The 20,658-nt window shown below is 71.2% G+C and carries 17 protein-coding genes and 5 pseudogenes; 8 read left to right on the top strand and 14 right to left on the bottom strand.

All coding sequences use genetic code 11. From position 1 onward, the window contains the following. Positions 1–42 precede the first annotated feature (42 nt). Together Prum_RS38680 and Prum_RS38675 are read right to left on the bottom strand one after the other, a co-directional pair. Positions 43–570 (bottom strand): hypothetical protein, encoded by a 528-nt coding sequence (locus Prum_RS38680; protein ID WP_173081741.1) that lies wholly within the window; start codon positions 568–570, stop codon positions 43–45. Between the two features lie 235 nt (positions 571–805). Beyond that, a complete protein-coding gene (locus Prum_RS38675; protein ID WP_281369091.1) occupies positions 806–1,675 on the bottom strand; it encodes a helix-turn-helix domain-containing protein in 870 nt (289 codons plus the stop codon). A 189-nt stretch (positions 1,676–1,864) separates the two neighbouring features. On the opposite strand from Prum_RS38675, the gene Prum_RS38670 reads away from it, so the two are divergent. Continuing rightward, entirely contained in the window at positions 1,865–2,074 is a 210-nt protein-coding gene (locus Prum_RS38670; protein ID WP_173081737.1) for a DUF397 domain-containing protein, read from the top strand. A 4-nt stretch (positions 2,075–2,078) separates the two neighbouring features. Here Prum_RS38670 and Prum_RS38665 read toward each other — a convergent pair whose 3' ends face one another. Next, positions 2,079–2,750 (bottom strand): neutral zinc metallopeptidase, encoded by a 672-nt coding sequence (locus tag Prum_RS38665; protein WP_371871324.1) that lies wholly within the window; start codon positions 2,748–2,750, stop codon positions 2,079–2,081. An 83-nt stretch (positions 2,751–2,833) separates the two neighbouring features. On the opposite strand from Prum_RS38665, the gene Prum_RS38660 reads away from it, so the two are divergent. Further along, a complete protein-coding gene (locus tag Prum_RS38660) occupies positions 2,834–3,190 on the top strand; it encodes a VOC family protein (protein WP_173081736.1) in 357 nt (118 codons plus the stop codon). Between the two features lie 10 nt (positions 3,191–3,200). Here Prum_RS38660 and Prum_RS38655 read toward each other — a convergent pair whose 3' ends face one another. Then, positions 3,201–3,488, bottom strand: coding sequence for an antibiotic biosynthesis monooxygenase family protein (locus Prum_RS38655; RefSeq protein ID WP_173081734.1), 288 nt, complete (start codon positions 3,486–3,488; stop codon positions 3,201–3,203). 41 nt (positions 3,489–3,529) lie between these two features. Then, positions 3,530–7,048, bottom strand: coding sequence for a methionine synthase (gene metH, locus Prum_RS38650; protein ID WP_173081732.1), 3,519 nt, complete (start codon positions 7,046–7,048; stop codon positions 3,530–3,532). 87 nt (positions 7,049–7,135) lie between these two features. Between metH and Prum_RS38645 the strand changes: the two genes are divergently transcribed. Both Prum_RS38645 and Prum_RS38640 read left to right on the top strand, forming a co-directional pair. Next, positions 7,136–8,005 (top strand): PAC2 family protein, encoded by an 870-nt coding sequence (locus tag Prum_RS38645; RefSeq protein ID WP_173081730.1) that lies wholly within the window; start codon positions 7,136–7,138, stop codon positions 8,003–8,005. Between the two features lie 57 nt (positions 8,006–8,062). Beyond that, on the top strand, positions 8,063–8,854 hold the full coding sequence (locus tag Prum_RS38640; protein ID WP_173081728.1) for a GntR family transcriptional regulator: 792 nt from the start codon (positions 8,063–8,065) through the stop codon (positions 8,852–8,854). Positions 8,855–8,914: 60 nt separating this feature from the next. Here the strand turns inward: Prum_RS38640 and mshC are convergent. The 6 genes and pseudogenes from mshC to Prum_RS38610 form a co-directional block, all read right to left on the bottom strand. After that, a pseudogene (gene mshC / locus Prum_RS38635) lies at positions 8,915–10,151 on the bottom strand (cysteine--1-D-myo-inosityl 2-amino-2-deoxy-alpha-D-glucopyranoside ligase). 142 nt (positions 10,152–10,293) lie between these two features. Next, positions 10,294–11,109: an SCO1664 family protein gene (locus Prum_RS38630; protein WP_173081726.1), complete on the bottom strand. Its 816-nt coding sequence runs from the start codon at positions 11,107–11,109 to the stop codon at positions 10,294–10,296. After that, positions 11,106–11,689 (bottom strand): annotated as a pseudogene (locus tag Prum_RS38625) (DUF3090 domain-containing protein). The gene Prum_RS38630 and the pseudogene Prum_RS38625 overlap by 4 nt, the downstream one beginning before the upstream one ends. Positions 11,690–11,699: 10 nt before the next feature. After that, the gene (locus tag Prum_RS38620; RefSeq protein ID WP_173081724.1) at positions 11,700–12,404 is read right to left on the bottom strand and encodes an MSMEG_4193 family putative phosphomutase; all 705 of its coding nucleotides are present in this window, start codon (positions 12,402–12,404) and stop codon (positions 11,700–11,702) included. Positions 12,405–12,482: 78 nt separating this feature from the next. Beyond that, a complete protein-coding gene (locus Prum_RS38615; protein WP_173081722.1) occupies positions 12,483–13,316 on the bottom strand; it encodes an undecaprenyl-diphosphate phosphatase in 834 nt (277 codons plus the stop codon). Continuing rightward, positions 13,313–14,364: pseudogene (locus Prum_RS38610) on the bottom strand (LLM class F420-dependent oxidoreductase). Before Prum_RS38610 ends, Prum_RS38615 begins: the two are co-directional and overlap by 4 nt. A gap of 97 nt (positions 14,365–14,461) precedes the next feature. Here Prum_RS38610 and Prum_RS38605 point away from each other — a divergent pair. Together Prum_RS38605 and Prum_RS38600 are read left to right on the top strand one after the other, a co-directional pair. Next, positions 14,462–15,433 carry an aldo/keto reductase gene (locus Prum_RS38605; RefSeq protein ID WP_173081720.1) on the top strand — a complete coding sequence of 324 codons (972 nt, stop codon included), beginning with the start codon at positions 14,462–14,464 and terminating at the stop codon, positions 15,431–15,433. Between the two features lie 33 nt (positions 15,434–15,466). Continuing rightward, positions 15,467–15,658 carry a DUF5703 family protein gene (locus tag Prum_RS38600; RefSeq protein ID WP_173081718.1) on the top strand — a complete coding sequence of 64 codons (192 nt, stop codon included), beginning with the start codon at positions 15,467–15,469 and terminating at the stop codon, positions 15,656–15,658. Positions 15,659–15,661: 3 nt separating this feature from the next. Here Prum_RS38600 and Prum_RS38595 read toward each other — a convergent pair. The 3 genes and pseudogenes from Prum_RS38595 to Prum_RS38585 all read right to left on the bottom strand — a co-directional run bounded on the left by Prum_RS38595 (position 15,662) and on the right by Prum_RS38585 (position 18,530). Beyond that, positions 15,662–16,335, bottom strand: a pseudogene (locus Prum_RS38595) (hypothetical protein). 25 nt (positions 16,336–16,360) lie between these two features. Continuing rightward, a pseudogene (locus Prum_RS38590) lies at positions 16,361–17,664 on the bottom strand (M20/M25/M40 family metallo-hydrolase). Positions 17,665–17,693: 29 nt separating this feature from the next. Continuing rightward, entirely contained in the window at positions 17,694–18,530 is an 837-nt protein-coding gene (locus Prum_RS38585) for an SGNH/GDSL hydrolase family protein (RefSeq protein ID WP_173081716.1), read from the bottom strand. Between the two features lie 264 nt (positions 18,531–18,794). Here Prum_RS38585 and Prum_RS38580 point away from each other — a divergent pair, with 264 nt between their 5' ends. Next, on the top strand, positions 18,795–19,538 hold the full coding sequence (locus tag Prum_RS38580; protein WP_308785409.1) for a hemerythrin domain-containing protein: 744 nt from the start codon (positions 18,795–18,797) through the stop codon (positions 19,536–19,538). Positions 19,539–19,639: 101 nt separating this feature from the next. Then, complete coding sequence (locus tag Prum_RS38575) at positions 19,640–20,611, top strand: LysR family transcriptional regulator (RefSeq protein WP_173081714.1); 972 nt, start codon at positions 19,640–19,642, stop codon at positions 20,609–20,611. Positions 20,612–20,658: the final 47 nt, after the last annotated feature.

Genomic DNA, 20,658 nt, shown 5'->3' with positions numbered 1-20,658 from the left:
CGGCCGCGCGCCGCCTCCGACTGTGGCCGACGCCTCAAACGATCAGACCGGGTCGTTGACCCGGGCCGGGATGCGGAACCGCAGCGGCACCGGCTCTGGCGGGTGCTCGGGGTCGGCCACGCCGAACCGCTGCCAGAACGTGTTGTGCCCGGCCGAGCGGCGCGCCGACGCGCGCAGATGGTCGGCCAGGACGGCGATCTCGCCCTCTAGCTTCCACGCGCGCAGCGTCGAGTCGTACCGGTGGAAGTTCCAGATCCCGACGTCCACCGGGATCGGGTCGGTCTTGTCGTCGCAGACGAGGCAGGTCGGCCCGTCCCGCCCGGTGCGCAGGCCCAGCTCGAAGAAGACGTTCGGGTTGAGCCCGGACAGGTCGACGAGGACCAGTTCGGCCTGGCACAGCCCACGGCAGAACTCCGCGTGGATCAAGTCGGCCGCGGTCGCGGTAGGCAGCCACGGCTCGAAACCGGCCGCCTCGACGGCCGGTACGAACAGGCAGTCCAACACGTGGGCGAAGTGATCGGCGTCGTCGCCGTAATCGGCGACCCGATTCGACGGCGTCGATATCGGCATGCTGATGAAACACCGCGGACGCATGGAACACCCCTACAGCCGACGTGGATGGTGGACACGGGCGTCCGGAGGGCAGCGCGACAGCCTCCATTGCACGATGCCAATTACCACTATCAGCCAGACCGTGGCCGTCGACAAGTGTCCGTCGGCCCTACGCCATCTGCACATGGCAGATTTGCTACATCTTCCCTGCTCACCGGCGACATGTGCCACCTTCCGGTGACCTACCACGTCATCAGTCGTAGCTCTTGCGCACCTGCCTGATGAAGGCGATCGCGTCCTCGCCGGTCAGCCCCATTTCCACCAGATGCTCGGCCACCGCGCGGTACTCCGCGGTCACGTCCGGCAGGTCCCGAAGGATGAGGTTGCCGGACGCGGTCTCCAGGCCGACGACGTCGTCGTTGAGCGGGTCGTCGTACTCCATCAGCGCGAACGCGCCGAGCAGTCCCGGGTGCGGGCCGACGCTGAACGGCAGCACCACGACATTGACCTTTTCCCGGCTCGCGAGATCGACCAGATGGTCGAGTTGCTGCTGCATCGTGGCGGGTCCACCGACCGGGCGGCGCAGCACCGGCTCGTCGAGGATCACGGTGAATTCGGGCGGCTGCTCCCTGCCCAGCACGTCGCGCTGGCGCAGCATGCGCACCTCGATGCGGGCCTTCTCGACGTCGGCGGGCAGCCGCGTCACCCCGGTGGCCGCCATGATGGCGGCGGCGTAGTCGAGGGTCTGGAGCAGCCCCGGCACCATCGTCGGATGGTAGTGGCGCACCCGGGTCGCGTCCGATTCGGCGCCGATGAATTCGAGGTAGGGCTGCGGTAGGTACTTCTGATAGCGGCTCCACCACGTCCGCTGCCGGGTGGCCCGCGCGAGTTCCTTCAGCTCGTCGACGCGCGCCTTGTCACGCACGCCGTAAACCTGAAGAAGCGCCGCCAAATCCGAGACGGAAACGCCTACCTGACCATTCTCTATTCTGATCAATTTGGAGATCGACCACTCGACCTCGTTGGTCACCTCCTCCACCGTCATTCCCTTTGCCGTACGAAGGCTGCGCAGTTCGGCGCGAAGGCGTCGCCGGACGGTGGTTGGCCCCTGGCCGGTAGGCATGAATCTCCTTTCGAGGTCCACCGAGGGGAGGAAAATCGGAGGTGGACAAGATCGGCCACTGGCCGTCTGCACGTGCAGACGGCCATCGTACGCCAGCCACTGGCGGTCTGGTACCCGCCACGCGAGCAGGGGGTATGTCGGAGCGTAGGAGATTGAGTACAATGAGTGCCCGTTCTGGGAGGGGCGCGAATGGCGGAGATCGACCCGGCACTGGCGACGCCACGCAAAAGCTCGTACTCCGGTCAAGACGGAGACTGTGTGGAAATTGCGATCCTCGATAGCGACCGGGTGGGCGTGCGGGACTCAAAGGATCCCGACGGGCCGTTCATGACGTTCACTCACACACAGTTCGCGGCGTTCCTCGCCGCCGTCAAGAACGGCGAATTCCGGCCCCGATAATCGTTCAGCCGAGATCACACGGGTCGAGCGATTTCTCGTACCCGCTGAAGAAGGACGCGCTGCGCTGCTCGGCCGTGCCGTGGGCGTCCGGCGCGAACCAGGGCTGGTCCGGGTTGTCCCCGACCGCCAGCAGGCCCTGCCGGAACTCGTCCAGGTCGCCGTCGTCCAGGGTGAGGCTCTTGCCCCGCACGGAGTCCCCGATGTACGCGCCGGCCATGCAGTCGGCCTGCAGCTCCATCTGGATGGTGAACCGGGTCTGGATGCCCAGCCGGGCCTGCACCGCGTGCGCGTACTCGTGCCCGAGCAGGTAGAACAGGAACGCGTCGCCGATCTGGCGAAACACCGCGACCGCCCACCGCACGTCGTACGCGATGAAGTCACCGGCGGAGCAGTAGGCGGCGTTGTTGCGGGGCAGCGGCTGGCCGCCGCACGACACCTCGCCCTCCTCCTGGTACGCGAGCACGCGGCGGACCGGCTGGAAGTCGCGCACCTTGCCGTCCCAGTACTGCTCGGCCAGCTCGACGGCGCCGGTGATGTCCCGCTCGAACTCCTCCACCGTCATCGTGCCGTCTTCCGTGCTGGTGCTCCGCGGCGATGGCGCGGACGGCGACTCGGCGCAGCCCGCCGTGGACAGGACCATCACCAGCACGACGACAGGCACCCACCGCGTCTTCACGCCCCCGTTGTACCCGGCCTCCGCAACTTGTCGTACCCCTGCGGCAAGGTGTGCGGCGACGGAATTCGCGGAAGGAGATGGCGATGATCGGTCGTTTGTCCAACGTGGTGCTCGACTGCGCCGACCCGCAGGCGCTGGCGCGGTTCTACTCGGAGCTGCTGGGTTGGCCCATCACCCGGGTCGACGGCGACTGGGTCGACATCGGCGACGGCAAGGAGTTCACGCTGAGCTTCCAGCACGCGCCCGACCATGTGCCGCCGCGCTGGCCCGACCCGGCCCACCCGCAGCAGTTCCACCTCGACATCGAGGTGGACGACCTCGAGACGGCCGCGGCAGCGGTGCTCGCCCTCGGCGCGACACCGCTGCCGGTCCTCGAGCCCGAGGCCCACTTCCGGGTGTACGCCGACCCGGCCGGCCACCCGTTCTGCCTGTGCTGGTGAGCCGAGGCGGTCAGTAGGTGACCGCCTCCACCTCCTCGTAGACGGTGAAGTCGGAGGGCGCGTCGGTGCCGGCGCGCTCCTGCGCCTCCTTCAGTTGCAGGCTGTGCGCGAACGCGCGGGCCTGGTCCGCGTTGTCCCACTCGGTGATGGTGAGGACCTGGTTCCGGTCGTCCAGCGCCCGGTGCAGCCGGTGGTTCTTGGCGCCGTGCTCCTGCCGCACCGGGCGCATCTCATCGAAGACGGACTTGAACGTGTCGTAGTCCCGCACATGAAGCCGGGCGACGAGCTTGACGGTCATGGCGCACCCCCTCTACGCCCTGACGCTACGCCACAAAAGTCCTATTTGGCGTTGAAATAGTTGGCGTCCGGGTGGTGCACCACGATCGCGTCGGTGGCCTGCTCCGGCACGAGTTGAAACTCCTCCGACAGCTGTACGCCGATCCGGTCCGCGCCGAGCAGGTCGACCATCTTGGCCCGGTCTTCCAGGTCGGGGCAGGCCGGGTAGCCGAACGCGTACCGGCAGCCGCGGTAGTCGGTGCGCAGCAGGCCGGCCAGGTCGGCCGGGTCGTCGTCGGCCACCGTGCGGCCGCCGGGCAGGGCGAGCTCGGCACGGATCCGCTTGTGCCAGTACTCGGCCAGCGCCTCGGTGAGCTGCACCGACAGGCCGTGCACCTCCAGGTAGTCGCGGTACTCGTTGCGGGCGAACATCTTCGCCGTGTACTCGCTGACCGGGTGGCCGACGGTGACCAGTTGCAGCGCCACCACGTCCAGCCCGTCGGAGGTGCGCGGCGCGAAGAAGTCGGCCAGGCACAGCCGCCGCTCCTGCCGCTGCCGGGGAAACGTGAAGCGGGCCCGCTCGGCGTGCCCGTTCTCGTCCAGCACGACCAGGTCGTTGCCCTCCGAGTAGGCCGGGAAGTAGCCGTACACGACGGCGGCCTCGAGCACCTTGTCGGAGATCAGCCGGTCGAGCCAGTAGCGCAGCCGCGGCTTGCCCTCGGTCTCGACCAGCTCCTCGTAGGACGGTCCGGTGCCGCCGCGGGCGCCCCGCAGCCCCCACTGGCCGAGGAAGGTCGCCCGCTCGTCCAGCAGCGCCGCGTAGTCCGCCAAGGCCAGCCCGCGAACCACGCGGGTGCCGAAAAACGGCGGCGCGGGGATGTCGACGCCGGTGGCGACGTCGGAGCGTACCGATGTGTCGTCGAGGTCGGGCAGCGACTCCGCGACGATGGTCCGCTGCCGCTCGCGCCGGGCCCGCCGCGCGGCCAGCGCGGCCTCGCGGGCCTCGTCCACGATGGGCGCCTCGCCGCGCTTCGCGGCCATCACCCGCTCCATCAGGGACAGTCCCTCGAACGCGTCGCGCGCGTAGTGCACCTCGCCGCTGAACATCGAGCGCAGGTCGTCCTCCACGTACGCCCGGGTCAGCGCGGCACCGCCCAGCAGCACCGGCCACCGCTCGGCGACGCCGCGGGTGGCCATCTCCTGGAGGTTCTCCTTCATGATGACCGTGCTCTTGACGAGCAGGCCGGACATGCCGATCGCGTCGGCGTCGTGCTGCTCGGCCGCGTCGAGGATCGCGTTGATGGGCTGCTTGATGCCGATGTTGACGACCTCGTACCCGTTGTTGGACAGGATGATGTCGACCAGGTTCTTGCCGATGTCGTGCACGTCGCCGCGGACCGTCGCCAGGACGATTCGGCCCTTGCCCGCGTCGTCGCTCTTGTCCATGTGCGGTTCGAGGTACGCCACCGCGGTCTTCATCACCTCGGCCGACTGCAGCACGAACGGCAGCTGCATCTGGCCGGAGCCGAAGAGCTCGCCGACGACCTTCATGCCGTCGAGCAGGATCTCGTTGATGATCAGGAGGGCGGACCGGGTCTGGAGGGCCTCGTCGAGGTCGGCCTCCAGGCCGTTGCGCTCGCCGTCGATGATGCGCCGCTTGAGCCGCTCGTCCAGGGGCAGCCCGGCCAGCTCCTGGGCCCGGGTGGCGCGCGCGGAGGCGACGTCCACGCCCTCGAAGAGCTCGATGAAGCGCTGCAGCGGGTCGTAGCCGTCGCGGCGCCGGTCGTACACGAGGTCGAGGGCGACCTCGCGCTGCTCGTCGGGGATCTTCGCCATCGGCAGGATCTTGCTGGCGTGCACGATCGCGCTGGTCAGGCCGGCCTGCACGCACTCGTGCAGGAACACCGAGTTGAGCACCTGGCGGGCGGCCGGGTTGAGGCCGAACGACACATTCGACAGACCGAGCGTGAAGTTGACGCCCGGGTAGCGGCGGCTGATCTCGCGGATCGCCTCGATCGTCTCGATGCCGTCCCGGCGGGTCTCCTCCTGGCCGGTCGCGATCGGGAACGTCAGGCAGTCGACCATGACGTCCGCCAGGTCCAGGCCCCAGCGGCCGGTGAGGTCGTCGATGAGGCGGGCGGCGACGCGTACCTTCCACTCCGCCGTACGCGCCTGGCCCTCCTCGTCGATGGTGAGCGCGACGACCGCGGCGCCGTGCTCCTTGACGATCGGCATCACCCGCGCGTAGCGGGAGGTGGGGCCGTCACCGTCCTCGAAGTTGACCGAGTTGACCACGCAGCGCCCGCCGAGCATCTCCAGGCCGGCCTCGATCACGCCCGGCTCGGTGGAGTCCAGCATGATCGGGAGGGTGGACGCGGTGGCGAACCGGCCGGCGATCTCGCGCATGTCCTGCGCGCCGTCCCGCCCGACGTAGTCGACGCACACGTCGAGCAGGTGCGAGCCGTCCCGGGCCTGGCTCCGGGCGATCTCCACGCACGCCTGGAAGTCGCCGGCCAGCATGGCCTCCCGGAACGCCTTGGAGCCGTTGGCGTTGGTGCGCTCGCCCACCATCAGCACGCTGGCGTCCTGGGCGAACGGCACGTGGTGGTAGAGCGACGCGACGCCGGACTCGACCTGCGGGGTACGGGCGGCGGCGGACGCCCCGCGCAGCCGCTCGGAGACCACCCGGATGTGCTCCGGGGTGGTGCCGCAGCAGCCGCCGATCAGGGCCACGCCGTACTCGTTGACGAAGCGGTCGAGCGCCTCGGCCAGCTCGTCCGGCGTCAGCGGGTAGCGGGCGCCGTCGGCGGTCAGCTCGGGCAGGCCGGCGTTCGGCATCACCGACAGCGGCACCCGGGCGTGCTGGGACAGGTAGCGCAGGTGCTCGGTCATCTCCGCCGGGCCGGTCGCGCAGTTGAGGCCGATCAGGTCGATGCCCAGCGGCTCCAGCGCGGTCAGCGCCGCGCCGATCTCGCTGCCCAGCAGCATCGTGCCGGTGGTCTCCACGGTGACGTGGCAGATCAGCGGCACGGTCTGCCCGATCTCGGCCATCGCCCGCCGCGCACCGATCACCGCGGCCTTCGTCTGCAGCAGGTCCTGGCAGGTCTCCACGATCAGCGCGTGCGCGCCGCCGGCGATCAGGCCCGCGGCGTTCTCCTGGTACGCCGTCCGCAGCGCCGGGTACGGCGCGTGGCCGAGCGTGGGCAGCTTGGTGCCCGGTCCGATGGAGCCGAGCACGAAGCGCGGCCGGTCCGGTGTGGAGAAGCTGTCCGCCGACGCGCGCGCGAGCCGGGCGCCCGCCTCCGACAGCTCGCGGATCCGGTGCGGGATGTCGTACTCGCCGAGCGCCGCCAGGTTGGCACCGAACGTGTTCGTCTCGACACAGTCCGCGCCGGCCGCGAAGTACGCGTCGTGCACCCCGCGTACCACGTCGGGGCGGGTGACGTTGAGGACCTCGTTGCAGCCCTCGAGCCCCTCGAAGTCCTCGTCCACATCCAGGTCCGCGGCCTGCAGCATCGTGCCCATCGCCCCATCGGCGATGAGGATGCGGTCGGCGAGCGCGTCAAGCAGCGAAATCGGCACGGTCCAAGGTTAATGGCACCGCCTTTCGACCCGCCCAGCGGCGGCGCCATCGGGCCCACTCCGCACCGGCCACGTAGTCTGAGACCCGTGACCGAGTTTGACGGGCTGCCAGTGCTGCGCTCCCCCGTGGCAATAGCCGCTTTCGAGGGGTGGAACGACGCCGCCGACGCGTCCACCGCCGCGGTCGAACATCTGGAGCAGGTGTGGGAGGCGCGCCAGATCGCGGCGCTCGATCCGGAAGACTTCTACGACTTCCAGGTCAGCCGCCCCACCATCACGATGGCGGACGGCGAGACCCGCCGCATCGAGTGGCCGACCACCCGGTTCATGGTGGCCACACCGCCCGGCACCGAGCGCGACGTGGTCCTGATCCGCGGCATCGAGCCGAGCATGCGGTGGCGCACGTTCTGCGAGCAGGTGCTGGAGCTGTGCCACAGCCTGGAGATCAACCGGGTGGTGCTGCTGGGCGCGCTGCTGGCCGACGTGCCGTACACCCGGCCGCTGCCGATCAGCGGCAGCGCGTCCGACAAGGACGCCGCCGAGCGCTACCGCCTGACGCCCACCCGCTACGACGGCCCCACCGGCATCGTCGGGGTCCTGCAAGACGCGTGTACGCGGGCCGAGGTCGACGCGGTGTCCTTCTGGGTGCACGTGCCGCACTACGCCAACAACCCGCCCTGCCCGAAGGCGACCCAGGCGCTCCTGCACCGGGTCGAGGACGTGCTCGACCTGCCGGTGCCGATGGCCGACCTCGCCGAGGAGGCCGCCGAGTGGGAGCAGCGGGTACGCGCCGCCGCCGAGCAGGACGCGGAGCTGGGCGAGTACGTCCGCGAGCTGGAGGAGCGCGTCGGCGACGCCGGCATCCAGCCGCTGACCGGTGACGAGATCGCCCAGGAGTTCGAGAAGTACCTCCGCCGCCGAGGCGGCTCCGCCGGCCCGACGGCCGGCTCCTGGTAAGCAGTTTTGGCGTGTCAGGGTGAGCGAAGTCACGCCCCTAGGGCATCCTAGGAACCTATGAGCGTTAATCCGGGGGCGGCTGAGCATCCGCATCGGCAGATCGCGGCGCAGCTGCGCGAGCGGATCCGGCGGGGCGACTGGGCGCCGGGCGAGCGGCTGCCGAGCATCCCCGCGATCGCGGAGATGTACGGCGTGGCCAAGCAGACCGTCCAGCGCACCGTCGACCAGCTCCGCGTCGAGGGCCTACTGATCACCAAGCCCGGCTCCGGCACGTACGTGCGCGGCACCAAGCGCCGCCTCAACCGGCTGGCCCGAGGCCGGTACGGCGCGCACCGCGGCTACCACGCCGACCTGGCCGCCCGCTACCGCCAGCAGCTGCACGAGGTCGGCCGGGCACCCGCCCCGCCCGAGGTGGCCGACGCGTTCGGCGTACGGGACGGCACCGAGCTGCTGGTCCGCCGGCACGTCGTGCGCACCGAGGAGGTACCGGTGGAGGTGGGGGCCTCCTGGTTCCGGGTCGAGGACGCCAGCGGCACCAGCCTGGAGCGGCGCGAGGCGTTCGGCCGCCCGCTCTACCAGGAGGCCGAGGAGGAGATCGGTCGCCGGTACGCCTCGGCCACCGACACGATCAGCGCCCGCCAGCCGAGCCGGGAGGAGGCCGAGATCCTGCAGATCCGCCCCGACACCCCGGTGCTGCACCTGCTGCACGTGGCGTACGACGAGCAGCACAAGCCGATCGAGGTGGCCCAGGCGACCTGGCCCGGCCCGATGACCACGCTGACCGAGGAGTACAAAATCCCCGCCCCGCACCCAGACCCCGACCCGGATCCCGGGTTGGCGCTGGGCTGAGCTGTTAGGAGGGGCCCTTCCTATGCAGAAAGCGTTAACAGGGTGCCCTTCCTTGCATCTCTAAAGCCGCACACCCAGCAGGGCGTCAGCCAGCGTCGACATGAGGGCGGGCGCGGATGCGTCCTCGCCCGCTCCGGCCAGCGCGCTGTCGGCCCACTCGTCCAGGAGGGCCAGCGCGCCGGGCGTGTCCAGATCGTCGGCGAGCCGCCCTCGTACCCCGGCGAGAAGCTCGGCCCCCGACCGGCCGGCGCGCGCCGCGGCGGCCGCGCGCCACCGGGCCAGCCGCTGCTCGGCGGTCTTCAGCAGGTCGTCGGTCCACTGCCGGTCGGCCCGGTAGTGGTCGGCGACGAGCGCCAGCCGCAGGGCCATCGGGTCGACCCGGTCGGCCCGCAGCCGGGACACGAAGACCAGGTTGCCCTTGGACTTGGACATCTTCTCGCCGTCCAGCCCGATCATGCCGGCGTGCACGTAGTGCCGGGCGAACGGCGCGACGCCGGTGAGCCGCTCGGCGTGCGCGGCGGAGCACTCGTGGTGCGGGAAGAGCAGGTCGTTGCCGCCGCCCTGGACGTCGATGGAGTCGCCGAGCAGGTCCAGCGCGATGGAGGCGCACTCGATGTGCCAGCCGGGCCGGCCGGGGCCGAGCGGGCCGCCCGCCCACGCCGGCTCGCCCTCGCGGGCGCCGCGCCACAGCAGCGGGTCGAGCGGGTCGCGCTTGCCGGCCCGCTCGGGTCGCCGCCCCGCTCGGCGAAGAACGCGAGCATCTGCTCCCGGGACAGGTTGGACTCGTAGCCGAACCGGGGCGCCGCCGCGACGTCGAAGTAGACGTCGCCGGAGTCGTCCGGCAGCCGGTACGCGGCGCCGCCGTCCACCAGCGTGACGACCTTCTCCACGATGGCCGGGATCGACTCGACCGCGCCGACGTAGTGCGCCGGCGGGATCATCCGCAGCGCCTCCATGTCCTCGCGGAAAAGCGCCGTCTCCCGCATGGCCAGCACGACCCAGTCCTCGCCGTCCCGGTTCGCCCGCTCCAGCAGGGGTCGTCGATGTCGGTGACGTTCTGCACATAGGTCACCCGGTGGCCGGCGTCCCGCCACACCCGCTGCACCAGGTCGAACGTGATCATCGTGGCGGCGTGCCCGAGGTGGGTGGCGTCGTACGGCGTGATGCCGCAGACGTACATCGTGGCCGCCTCGCCCGGCGCGGTCGACAGCACCGCACGCCGCGCCGAGTCGAACAACGCGAGCGGCTGCCCCGTACCCGGCAACCTCGGCACCTCGTGCCCGGTCCAAGAGTCCATCAGGCAACCCTATCCGGGCCAAATGGTCGCGCTCGCGAGGCGCTGGGAGGCGCCGTCTTCCCGGCGGCGGCAACGCCCGCGCGTGGCCGGAGTCCGCGACGCCGCCAGGAAAACGCCGCCGCGCCTCGCGAGCGCTCCGGGCTCAAATGGCGGGCCAGGGCACCGCCGGCCAGTCCTCGGACGGCACCGGAAACCGCCGGCTCGCCAGCAGCTCGCCGACCCGTTCCCGGGTGCGGGCCACCTCGGCCGCGGTCAGGTGCACCGCGAGCTGCTCCCCCAGCGCACCGTCGAGGGCCGGCGCCAGCCGTTCGAGCACGTCGACCGCGTCGGCCGGCAGCGGCCGACGCGCCCAGCCCCACAGCACGCTGCGCAGCTTGTCGTCGACGTTGAAGCAGACGCCGTGGTCCACGCCGTACACCTGCGCCCCGGCCCCGACCAGGACGTGGCCGCCCTTGCGGTCGGCGTTGTTGATGACGGCGTCGAGCACCGCGAGCCGGGCCAGGCGGGGGTCGTCGGCGTGCGCGAGCGCGTACGCGTTGCCCTCCTCGTCGCGGGCGGCCGCGATGCGGAACCACCCCGCCGGCAGCTCATAAACCGGGACGAATCCGACCAGCGCCTCCGCCGCCGACGGCTCGTCGATCCAGAGCTGGCAGGCGCCGACGCCGAGCGGGCCGTCGCGCAGCACCGTGGGCGGCACCAGTCGCCACCCGGTGGCCCGGGACACCAGGTACGCCGACACCTCCCGGCCGGCGAGCGTGCCGTCCGGGAAGTCCCACAGCGGCCGCTCCCCGCGGACCGGCTTGTAGACGCAGCGGGCGGTCATCCCGTCGAGGGTGAGGAACCCGCGCAGCGTGGTGTTGGACGCGTCGACCAGCCGGCCTTCCAGCTCGAACTCCCCGCGCTCCAGCAACCGGAGCGCATCGCCCTCGTCGAGTGTGGGCTGGGCGTCGACGCTCACCGGTGATAGCCGTTGTGGCGGGGCACAGGTGCCCGCGCGGGTCGAGGGGCTGCCCACACAGCGGGCACGGTGGCCGGCCGGCCGCGAGCACCCGGCGGGCCCGGTCGATGAACGCCCGCGCCGCGGCCGGGGTCAGCCGCACCCGCAGCCGGTCCAGGTCGTCGTCGGGCTCTTCGTCCTCTTCGTCTTCGGGCAGCTCGGGGCCGGCGCCGCCCAGCTCAACCTCGACCTCGGACTCGCCGGCCGCGATCGCCTCGATCACCACGGTCGCGGTGTCGACGTCGTACGCCAGGCCCAGTGTGCCCACCCGGAACTCCTCGTCGACCGGGGTGTCCAGGGGCTCGTTGTCGGACAGTCCCGGCGGGGCCTCGGGCAGCTCGGCCCCGAACCGCCGGTGCGCCTCGGCCAGCAGCTCCTCGAGCTTTTCGGCCAGCAACGACATCTGCACCTTCTCCAGCGCGACGCTGACCAGCCGGCCGCCGCCACGCGCCTGGAGAAAGAACGTCCGCTCCCCCGGCGGACCCACGGTCCCAGCGACGAACCGCTCCGGCGGCTCGAAGGCGTGCACCTGGTGGGTCATACCTAAGACCCTATCCGCCCGTAGTCCCCGGTCTACCCCCGACCGCCGCGTCCGAATCGTTGGCACGCGGGCGCCGAGGGCGGCGCCGCTTGCGCGGCACCAGACCGGCGAGATCACCGCCGGTGTCGTTCAGCCGGAGCAGGAACGGCCGCGTCGGGGTGAAGCCGATCGCGGTCAGCGAGGCCGGATCCGCCACGATCCTTTGAAAAAGATCCAGGTGTACGCCCAGCGCGTCAGCGACGATCGCCTTGATCACGTCGCCGTGGCTACAGGCCAGCCAGACCGCGTCCGGCCCGTGCTCCGCGGTGACCCGGGCGTCCCAGCGGCGCACCGCGGCGCAGGCGCGCGCCGCCATGGCCGCCATCGCCTCGCCGCCCGGGAAGACGGCCGCGCTCGGGTGCTGCTGCACGACCGGCCACAGTGGATCCTTGGCGAGCTTCTTGAGCGGCTGGCCCTCCCACTCGCCGTACCCGCACTCGATGAGCCCGTCCTCGACGTACGCCTCGTGGCTGGGCAGCGCCAACTCGACGGTCTGCCGGCACCGGATCAGCGGGCTGGTGACGACCGCGGCGAGCGGCACCGCCTTGAGCCGGTCCCCCACCGCGGCCACCTGCGCCCGCCCGGTGTCGTCGAGCTCGACGGGCCGGTGCCCGGCGAGCCCACCGTCGGCGTTCGCGGTAGTACGCCCGTGCCTAAGAAGCAACACCGTCGCCACAGTTGCTCACCCTATGTCAGACGTTAGGAAGGGCCCCTTCCTATGCAGAAAGCGTTAACAGGGTGCCCTTCCTTGCCCCTATGTCGCGGTGATGGTGCCGCTCACCAGGAGGCAGAGCACCAGGCTGCCGAGGGCGACCCGGTACAGGACGAAGGCGTACAGGGTGTGGTGCGCCACATAGCGCAGCAGCCAGGCGATGGACACGTACCCGAGCACGAACGCGATGAGCGTCGCCACCACCATCTGCGCTCCGGACGGGGTCAGCCCTTCGCCCGAGGAGTCGAACACGTCCGGGATGCTGAACACGCCGGACATCACGACGGCGGGGATCGCCAGCAGGAACGAGTACCGGGTGGCGGTCTCGCGGGTCAGGTTGAGGAAGAGGCCGGCGGTGACGACGCCGCCCGACCGGGACACGCCGGGGATGAGCGCCATCGCCTGGGCGAAGCCCATCACCACGCCGTCCTTGAGCGTGAACTGCTCGATGGTCCGCACCTTCCGGCCCCAGTACTCGGCGAACGCCAGGACCAGCGCGAACACGATCAGCGTGGTGGAGACCAGCCACAGGTTGCGGGCCGCCGAGCGGATCTGGTCCTTGAACAGGAAACCGAACAGGCCGATCGGGATCGAGCCGAGGATGACGTACCAGGCCATGCGGTAGTCCAGTGAGGACCGCACCGACCGGTCCCACAGGCCGACGATCCAGGTCTTCGCGAGCCGGAAGATGTCCTTGGCGAAGTAGATCAGCACGGCCGCCTCGGTGCCGAGCTGGGTCACCGCGGTGAACGACGCGCCCGCGTCCTCGCCGAAGAAGATGGCCGAGGTGATCCGCAGGTGCGCCGAGGAGCTGACCGGCAGGAACTCGGTCAGCCCCTGCACGATCCCCAGAACGATCGCCTCGACCCAGCTCACTTCCCGACTCCGGCGAGGTCGAGTGCCTCGGCGACGGTACGCAGCGTGCGTACGCCGTCCTCCCGGTCGCCGACGAAGAGCGTCACCGACAGCGTGGTCACCCCGGCGTCGGCGAACTCGCGCAGTTTGTCGGCGATCCGCTCCTTCGAGCCGAGCAGCGACGTACGGTCGATGAACTCCAGCGGTACGGCGGCGGCCGCGTCCCGGTGCCGCTTGGCCAGGTACAGATCCTGCACCTCGCGGGCGGCGTCGCCGTACCCCATGCGGGTGGCGAGCTGGTTGTAGAAGTTCTGCTCCCGGCTGCCCATGCCGCCGACGTAGAGGGCGGCGTACCAGCGGACCAGCTCGGCGCAGTTGGCCACGTCGTCGCCGACCACGACCGGCACGCTGGGCACGATGTCGAAGCCCTTGACGTCCAGCCCGGCCTTCGCCCGCCCGGCCGCGATCGCGGCGAGCTGGTCGGCGGCGGTGTCCGGGGAGAAGAAGATGGCCAGCCAGCCGTCGGCGATCTCGCCGGCCAGCTCCAGGTTCTTCGGGCCGACCGCGGCCAGGTAGATCGGGATCTGCTCGCGCGGGGGTGGAAGCCCAGTTTGAGCGCCTTGCCCGGTCCGTCCGGCAGCGGCAGCGTGTAGTGCGCGCCGGCGTACTCGACCGGGCGGCGACCGATCGCCAGCTTGACGATGTCGACGTACTCCCGGGTGCGGGCCAGCGGCTTGGCGAAGCGCACGCCGTGCCAGCCCTCGGACACCTGCGGCCCGGACACGCCGAGCCCGAGGCGGAACCGCCCGCCGGACAGCGCGTCGATCGTCGCCGCGGTCATCGCCGTGGCGGCCGGCGTACGGGCCGGGATCTGCATGACCGCGCTGCCCAGATCGATGGTGGAGGTCTGGCCGGCGATCCAGGCCAGGGTGCTGGGCGAGTCCGAGCCGTACGCCTCGGCCGCCCACACCACCGCGTACCCGAGCCGCTCCGCCTCCTGGGCCATGGCCAGGTGGTCCGCGGGTGTCGTCCACGCCGTCTGATAGCCGAGACTAAGTCCAAGTCGCACGGTGGCCTCCTACACGCTCCCCCAACCCGAGGCGCACCAGGGTACGCAATCAGCCCTGGCCACTGGACAGGGACACGGGACTGAATAAGGTTCACCCATGCAACAGCGACCGCTCGGGCGGAGCGGGCTGGCGGTGTCGCGGCTCGCGCTCGGCACCATGACCTGGGGCCGGGACACGGACGCCGACGACGCGGCCGCGCAGCTCAAGAGCTTCCTGGACGCCGGGGGCAACCTGGTGGACACCGCCGACGTGTACGCCGACGGCGAGGCCGAGGCGGTCATCGGCGCGCTGCTGGGCACCCTCGTACCGCGCGAGGATGTGCTCATCGCCACCAAGGCCGGGCTGCGGCCCGGCGCCGCCCGGCGCCGCGACGGCTCCCGGTCGCACCTGCTGGGCAGCCTCGACGCGTCGCTGCGCCGGCTCGGCACCGACCACGTCGACCTTTGGCAGGTGCACGGGTACGACCCGGAGACGCCGCTGGAGGAGACGCTGACCGCCCTGGACCACGCGGTGTTCAGCGGCCGGGTCCGGTACGTGGGCGTGTCCAACTTCTCCGCCTGGCAGACCGCCCGGGCGGCCACCTGGCAGGCCGCCTTTCCGGGGCGCGCCCCGATCGTGGCCACCCAGATGGAGTACTCGCTGCTGGAGCGCGGCGTCGAGCGGGAGGTGCTGCCCGGCTGCGCCGCGCTGGGCCTCGGCGTGCTGCCCTGGTCGCCGCTGGGACGCGGGGTGCTCACCGGCAAGTACCGGCACGGGCGGCCGGCCGACTCCCGGGCCGCGTCGCCGCACTTCGAGGCGTTCGTGGCGTCGTACCTGGAGCCGCGCTGCTCCAGCATCGTCGAGGCGGTCGTGACGGCGGCCGGCGGGCTCGGGGTCTCGCCGCTGGAGGTGGCCCTGACCTGGGTGCGCGACCGGCCCGGTGTGGTCGCGCCGATCCTGGGTGCGCGGACGGTCGGACAGCTGCTCGGAGCGCTGCGGGTGGAGGAGATGACCCTCCCCGCGGAGATCACCCAAGCCCTGGACGATGTGTCCGCAATTCCGGTGGGTTATCCCGAGCGCGAAGGGTAGCGGCGGCTCCGGAGCGTGTGCAATATAGGTCGCATGGACTACGAGTACGCGCCGCTGCGGTTACCGCCAAATGTCGACCGGCTGACCGCAGCGGCGCAACTGGCGATCCAAGCGGAATTCTCCGGTTGGGAGCTGGCCCGGGTGCGGCTGTTCCGCGACGGGACGCGGCAGGTGGTGCTGCGTCGCCGGGTCGCGGCCCAGCCACAACCGGGTCTTTCTATTTAGCCCTCAGGGCGTCCGCTCGATCTCCTCGTCGATCTCGAGCGGCACGAACGGGTGCTCGTCGAGCCGGCCGACGAGCCGGTCTTCGCTGCTCGGCTGGAACGGCCCGGCCGCGTCCTCCTCGCCGAAGCTCTCCAGGTCGAGCGCGGTGTCCACCTCGCTGACCATCACCACCCCGTCGAGCGGTTCGAGCTCCGGGATGTCGAGCGCGCCCAGCGAGCCATCGCCGGCCTGCAGCAGCTCCAGTACGGCCTCGCCGACGCTCTCGACCGGCTCCGCCTCCTCCTCGTCTTCGGGCAGCCCGGAGCGCCGGGCCGCCTCGGCCGCCCGGACCAGGGCGGCGACGCTGGGCACCCGGTAGTCGCGGCGCTGGCGCACCGAGACCACGTGCGGGTGGGGTCGGACGGCTCGGCTCCGTCGAGCCCGCCGAGGCCGGCGCCGAAGCGCTCGTCCGCCTCGTCCGGGTCGATCGACTCGACATCCCAGGGCGTCACCTCGCCGAACGCGTCGAGCAGCAGCTCGTCGTACTCGTAGGAGGCGTTGTTGAGGGTGACGTATGCCTGCCAGACGTCGTCATCGTCGATGCGGCCCTCGGCGGCCTTGACGGCCGCGAGGTGTCCGCGCGCGGCTTCGATCACCCGCTCGAGAGCGGCGTCCAGCTCCGCGTGCTGGTCGGTCATGGTGGAAGGGCCCCTTCCGCAGGGTCTAGGAGTTGCGTAGGAATCGGTCGAGAACACGCACGCCGAACTGTAGTCCCTCCACGGGAACGCGCTCGTCAATGCCGTGGAACAGGGCGGAAAAGTTCAGGTCCGGAGGTAGTTGCAGGGGGCGAACCCGAAGCAACGGATGCCCAGCCGGTTGAACGCCTTGGCGTCGGTGCCGCCGGAGAGCATGTACGGCACCGGCCGCGCCGCCGGGTCCTCGGCGCGCAGCGCGGCCGCCATCGCGTCGACCAGCGCCCCGTCGAACGTCGTCTCGAGCGCCGGCTGCCGCTGGACGTGCTCGATCTCCACGTCCGGGCCGATCACCTCGCGCAACTGCTCCAGGAAGAGGTCGGCCTGGCCGGGCAGGGTCCGGCAGTCGATCGTGGCCGAGGCCCGGCTGGGGATGACATTGTCCTTGTAGCCGGCGTCGAGCCGGGTCGGGTTGGCGGTGTTGCGGACGGTGGCGCCGATGATGTTGGCGATCGTGCCGAGCTTGCCGATCGCGGCCTCCGGGTCGTCCGGGTCCAGCTCGATGCCGAGCGCCTCGGAGACCTCCTCCAGGAACGCCCGCACGGTCGGCGTGACCACCACCGGGAAGCGGTGCCGGCCGACCCGGGCCACCGCCTCGGCGAGGGCGGTCACCGCGTTGTCGTCGTGGACCATCGAGCCGTGCCCCGGGCGGCCGCGCGCGTGCAGGCGCAGCCAGTTGATCCCCTTCTCGGCGGTCTCGATCAGATAGAGGCGCAGGTCTTTGCTCACCGTGTACGAGAAGCCGCCCACCTCGCCGATGCCCTCGGTGCAGCCGTCGAGCAGGTGGCGGTGCTTGTCGACGAGGAAGTGCGCGCCGAAGTCCCCACCGGCCTCCTCGTCGGCGGTGAACGCCAGCACGATGTCGCGCGGCGGCCGGACCCCGGTGCGCTGCCACTCGCGTACGACGGCGAGCACCATCGCGTCGAAGTCCTTCATGTCGATCGCGCCGCGGCCCCACAGGAACCCGTCCTTGATCTCCCCAGCAAACGGGGGCACCGACCACTCGGCCGCCTCCGCCGGCACCACGTCGAGGTGCCCGTGCACCAGGAGGGCGCCGCGGCCGGGGTCGGTGCCCGGGATCCGGGCCACCAGCGATGCTCGGCCGGGCGCCGACTCGTGGATCTCGCTGGACACGCCCACCTCGGCAAGCTTCTCCGCCACGTACTCGGCGGCGGCCCGTTCGCCGGCGCTGGTGGCGTTGTCACCGGTGTTGGTCGTGTCGATGCGCAGCAGGTCGCGGCAGAGGTCGACCACTTCGTCGACGGATGAGCTCATCTGCCTTTCTTACCAGCCCGGGAAGGTGATCATGCAACCCAGGAGAAGCCGGCCGCGTAACTGGTGGCCGCCAGGACGGTCTGCCCGTCGGTGTCCGGGTGGAAGTAATCCCAGCCTGACAGGTGCGCGAGCGTGAACTGGAAGCCGAACACCGCGCCGCCGTCGTACTTGCAGAGCGGCCCGTACGCCGCGCACGCCGCCGCGAGCTGTGCGTTGTAGTCGATCACCCGCTGCCGTACCCGGTCGCGGCGGGCCACGTCGGCGGCGGCGGTCGAAGTGGGATTGGCCAGCATGGACTGGCAGATGCTCAGCAGCGACCAGGCGCTGCGGGCCAGGAAGTTGCCCTTGCCGACCGCCCAGAGCCGCTTGATGTCGGGGATGCTCAGCACGAGGACCCGGGCGTTCGGCAGGCCGGCGCGCAGCCGGGCCAGCGCGGTGTCGATGTGCCCGCGGAACGTCGCGACCGCCGTCATGCCGGCCTCGCTGCCCGCGCAGGCGTCGTTGGCGCCGATGAGCACGGTGACGTAGCCGACGTTCTGGCCGACCACGGTGGACATCTGGCCGGGCAGGTCATCAGCCGTCGCCCCGGACGCCGCGTCGTTGTAGTTGCGCCCCTGGATCGCCGGGTTGGCCGCCAGGAGCCGCCGGTAGTGACTGTTGACCGAGGAGTTGTCGCCGGTGCTGAACGACCGGGACGGGCAGTCGACGTAGAACCCGCAGGCGTTGAAGCCCCGGGTGATCGAGTCGCCGACGCTGGCCATGGCCGCCGGGAGCGGCTCGGCCGCGGCCGCGGGCTGCGGGAAGGCAAGGACGGCGGCGACGCTGAGGGTGAGCGCCAGCGCCGCGCCCAGGCGCGGGAGTGACATGGGTAAGCCTCCGTTACGCGGGAGAGCGGAGTTGCAGGGGGTGATCAGACGGTAATCTGTGAGTTACATCGGTGACAATGGTTAAGCGGCGTGTCGCGGAAAAACCCCCCAAACCCCACCGCTCCCCCGCCGCGTCCCGCACCCCACCTCTCGCCGCCCCCCGCCCCGGGCCGCGCCGCTGCCGGCGGCGCGTCGATCAAGGACTTTCCCGTCGATCAAGGGCAAACGGCCGTGCTTTGATCTCCGATCCACGACCATTCGCCCTTGATCGACGCCGAAGTCCTTGATCGACGCGCCGCCGGCGCAGGCGCCGGCAGCGGCGGCGAGCACCCCGCGGCGCGGGGCGCCCCAGCGGCGCGGGACGGCGGCAGCGGCGGGGTTTTGGCGTGGGGCGGCTGGGGTATCTGGCGTGCCGTGCGCCTGCCGCCGCTCCATCTGCCGCCGCTGCCGCCGGTCGCCGGCTCCCTCAGCGGGCGCAGCGTCGTGGACGTGCTCGCCGAGGAGCACCGCGAACTGCTCGCCCTGCTCGGGGCCGGCGCGGGATCGGCGCGGCGGCGGCGTGACCTCCTCGACGTTCTCGCCGCCAGCGCGTCCCGGCACCTGTGCGCCGAGCGGCAGTACCTCTATCCCGCCGTCCGCGCCGCGCTACCGGACGGCGCCGCGCTGGCCGCCCGCGAGGTCGCGGCGGGCCACGAGATTTTGATAAGCCTGCGCGACCGTGCAGACGTCGCGGGCGCGCTGCGCCGGCACGTGGACGCGACGGCCGCCCTGCTGGACCGGCTGGCCGGGGCGGTCACTGTGGAGGATCTGGTACGGCTGGGCAGCCGCGTCGAGGTCGCGGAGGAGGCCGCCCCGACCCGGCCGCACCCGGGAGCGCCCGCGACGCCGCCCTGGAACAAGGTCGTCGATCCCGCGCTCGGCACCCTCGACCGGCTCCGGGACGCGGTCACCGGACGTCCGACGTCTGCCAAAATGCTTACTCGCCGGTACGCCAATCGGCTCTTTTGATCAAGCCGTTAACCTTTCGGTTACCGGCAACCTGGCGTTTGGGGGACCTTTCACAAGCCGAAGGTCTTCCCGCGATCCCACGTTGGTCCTACCGTCACGCTATGAACCTGGAGCTGCGACACCTCAAAGTGGTGGTCGCGATCGCGGAGACGGGCAGCGTGACCAAGGCTGCTTCGCAACTGGGGCTGGCACAACCGGCGCTCACTGCTCAGCTCCAGCGCATCGAAAGGACCCTCGGCGGACCGCTCTTCGAACGGGACCGGCGCGGTGCCCGACCCACCGCCCTCGGCGAGCTGGTGCTGGCCCGCGCGCGCGTACTGCTGCCGGCGATGAAGGGCCTGCAGGACGAGGCGGCCCGGCTGGCCGGCACCGGCGACGTGATGAGCCGCTACCGGGTGGGAGGTGCCAACAGCCCGATCGTGGGCGGCCTCGTACATCGCCTCGCCATCGCCCAACCCGAGGCCCAGATCAGCACCTACGCCTCCTGGTACGCCGACGAGCTGGCCCAGATGGTGCTCGGCGGCCGGCTGGACTACGTACTCGTGGGGGTGTGTGGGGACGCGGCGCCGTCGGCGGCGCACGGCCTGGCGTGGCGGGTGGTCTCCGTCGACGCGGTCTTCGTCATGCTGCCCGTGGCCCATCCGCTGGCCCGCAACGACGAGGTCAAGCTGGCCGACCTGGCCGAGGCCCAGTGGGTGGCCGCGCCCGGCGACGGGTGCTTCGGCGACTGCTTCGCGGCCGCGTGCGCCCGCTCCGGCTTCACCCCCCGCAAGGTGTACGAGACCGACATCCGCGGCTGCATCGACATGGTCGAGTCGGGCGAGGCGGTGGCACTGTGCCAGGCCACGTTCCGGCCGGCCAGCGGGCTGGTCACCCGGCCGCTCGCCGGCGCGCCGCTGCGCTGGCGGCTGCTGCTCGGCTGGCATCCCGACGCGCTCGCCGCCAAGTTCGCCGACGAGGTGCTCGGCCACGCGGTCGCCGCATACGAGGACATGGTCGGCCGCAACCCCCTCTACTACCGCTGGCTGCGCGACAATCCCCCGTTCGGTGCTCAGGCGCTATTACCTAGCTGATATCTGCCATGGTCAATTAAACGGCCGTTAGGGTGCGCCGTACGCTC

Source organism: Phytohabitans rumicis (genome assembly GCF_011764445.1).
Lineage (GTDB): Bacteria > Actinomycetota > Actinomycetes > Mycobacteriales > Micromonosporaceae > Phytohabitans > Phytohabitans rumicis.
This window is presented reverse-complemented; position numbering and strand designations above follow the sequence as displayed.